We start from the raw sequence: 2,590 nt of genomic DNA, 5'->3' as shown, positions 1-2,590 counted from the left end.
CGATCTTTGGCCAGCCGGGTCTTCTCGCCCCCGGAGAGGACGCCGACCCGTTTGCCGGCGTCGTCGCCCGTGAACAGGAACGAGCCGAGCACCCGCCGGACCTCCCCGTCGCCGAGGTGCGGCGCCGCGGCGGCGAGGTGGTCGCGGACCGTTCCGGCGGGGTCCAGCGTGTCGTGTTCCTGCGCGAAGTAGCCCACACGCAGCCCGTGCCCGCGCACCACCCGCCCGCTGTCCGGATCGTCGTGGCCGGCGAGCAGCCGCAGCAGTGTCGTCTTGCCCGAGCCGTTCGGGCCGAGGATCACCAGGCGGCTGCCCCGGTCGACGGCGAGATCGACGCCGCCGAGGACGCGCAGATCACCGTACGACTTGGCCAGCGCGACCGCGCCGAGCGGCACGCGTCCGCACGGTGCCGGTTCGGGCAGCCGGATCCGGGCCACCTTCTCCGTCTGCCGGACCGGTTCAAGACCGGCGAGCAGGCGGCCGGCGCGGCGGTCCATGTTCCTGGCGGCCACGGCCGTCGACACATGGGCGCGCATCTTGTCGGCCTGCGCGTGCAGCGCCGCCGCCTTCCGCTCGGCGTTGGCACGCTCGCGGGCCCGCCGTCGCTCGTCGGCGTCGCGCTGGGTGAGGTAGGCCGCCCAGCCGGTGTTGTGGACGTCGAGCGTCGCGCGGTGCGGGTCCAGGTGGAAGACCCGGTTGACCACGTCGGCCAGCAGGGAGGTGTCGTGGCTGATGAGGACGAGCCCTGTCCGACGGCTCGCCAGGAACCCGCGCAGCCAGGCGACCGAGTCGGCGTCCAGGTGGTTCGTCGGCTCGTCGAGGAGCAGGGTGCCTTCGTCGGCGAACAGGATGCGGGCGAGTTCGGCACGCCGCCGCTGCCCGCCGGACAGGGTGCCGATCGGCTGGTCCATCACCCGGGCCGGCAGACCGAGCCCCGCGGCGACCCGGGCCGCCTCGGCCTCGGCCGCGTACCCGCCGCGTGCCTGGAACTCGGCCTCGGCACGCGCGTAGGCGTTCATGGCACGTTCGGATCCGTCGGCCATCGCGGCCTCGGCCGCGCGCAGGGCCCGTACGGCACGGTCGAGACCGCGGGCCGACAGGATCCGCGCGGTGACCGTGACCGCGGGGTCCGCCGCGGCCGGGTCCTGCGCGAGGTGACCGACCGCCCCGGTACGGGAGACGGAACCGGCGGCGGGCCGCGTCAGCCCCGCGAGGGTGCTGAGGAGGGTGGTCTTGCCGGCGCCGTTACGGCCGACCAGGCCGATGCGGTCGCCGGGGGAGACGGTGAAGGAGATGCCGGACAACAGCAGACGCGCGCCGGCGCGCACGTCGACACCGCGAACGGTGATCATGGGAAAACGCTCCAGAAGTCAATCGGCTCAAGGACACACGGGTGGCGTGGAAGCGGGTCCTGGAGCTAAGAGACGCGGGGCGTAGACATACCGGCAGGCTAAACGAACCGGCGTTGGAGCGCCTGCGAATTGCCGCCGAGGGGATCCGGCAGGGGCCGGGCGGGTGGCCCGTACAGCGTTGGGGTGAGCGGCGCGCAGGGCCCCGCGGCGAACGGGGATCGACGGCAGAGGGGTGAGCGGCCCACGGCACCGGGTGAGTGGCCCGCACGGCACCGACGCGAGCGGCCCGGCGTGCGCCGAGGTGAGCGGCCATGGGACTGCGGGCGAGCGCCCGGCACGGCACCCGTCGCGTCGGCGCGGCGGGCGTCCGCCGGGGGATCAACCGGTGACCCGCGGCGGGCGTCCGCTGGGGATCAACCGGTGATCAGTCCGGCACGGTGAAACCCAGGGCCTCGGCCGCCCGTTCCGGTGTCGGCTGGGACCAGAGTTCCGCTGCCGCGTGGTTCGAGGACAGCGAGCGCAGCTCCGCACGGTCGAGGTAGAGCATGCCGTCCAGGTGGTCCGTCTCGTGCTGGACGATCCGCGCGGGCCAGCCGCGGAACACCTCGTCGACCGTTTCCCCGTGCTCGTCGAGGGCCGTCAGCCGCACCTCGTCGTGCCGGGCCACCACGGCCTGCCAGCCCGGAACGCTCAGGCAGCCCTCGAAGAACGCCGCCCGCCCAGGACCGATCCCCTCGTACGAGGGATTGACCAGCACCCGGAACGGCTGCGGCACCCGTCCGCGGGCGAGGCGCACCTCGTCGGAGACCGGCGCGGGGTCCTCGATGACGGCGATCCGCAGGGGCACGCCGACCTGCGGCGCGGCGAGGCCTACCCCCGGCGCCGCGTGCATCGTGGCGCGCAGGGCGGCCACGAACCGGGCGAGGAGCCGCGGGTCGAGCTGCCCGTCGAACGGCTCCGTGCCCCGGCGCAGCACGGGGTCACCGGCCGCGACGATCGGCAACGGGCCCTCGTGGCCGAGGAGTTCCTCGACCAGGTCGCTCAGGGGGATGCGCGGGGCGCTGCGGTCACGTTCGGATGCCATCGCGCCAGGATGCCAAGCCGGACGGGGGCGATCGAGGCGGCACGGGGCGAGTCCCGCGACTTTCCTCGTGTGGGTCGGGACACACACCCGTCGGGCGCCGCCCTGCCGCCCACCTGTCCGTCCATGCGGCGTGCGGAAGGCCGGTCACCGAGGT

Annotated in this window: 2 protein-coding genes; both read right to left on the bottom strand. The window is 74.4% G+C overall.

Annotation, left to right across the window (positions count from 1 at the left end; translation table 11 throughout):
• Window positions 1-1,352: ABC-F family ATP-binding cassette domain-containing protein (locus ACWEBX_RS39070; RefSeq protein ID WP_451889456.1), on the bottom strand; the 1,352-nt coding region annotated here is incomplete at its 3' end.
• A 424-nt stretch (window positions 1,353-1,776) separates the two neighbouring features.
• Window positions 1,777-2,436, bottom strand: a complete 660-nt coding sequence (locus ACWEBX_RS39065; protein WP_451889455.1) for a peptide deformylase — start codon at window positions 2,434-2,436, stop codon at window positions 1,777-1,779.
• Between the last annotated feature and the right edge of the window lie 154 nt (window positions 2,437-2,590).

This window comes from Streptomyces sp. NPDC005070 (assembly GCF_053600395.1).
Note: the sequence above shows the minus strand (reverse complement) of the source record. Positions and strands in the feature narration are given on the sequence as shown.

Coding starts and splice junctions, on each gene's coding strand:
- ACWEBX_RS39065 (WP_451889455.1), bottom strand. CDS start 2,436: ATGGCATCCGAACGTGACCGCAGCGCCCCGCGCATCCCCCTGAGCGAC.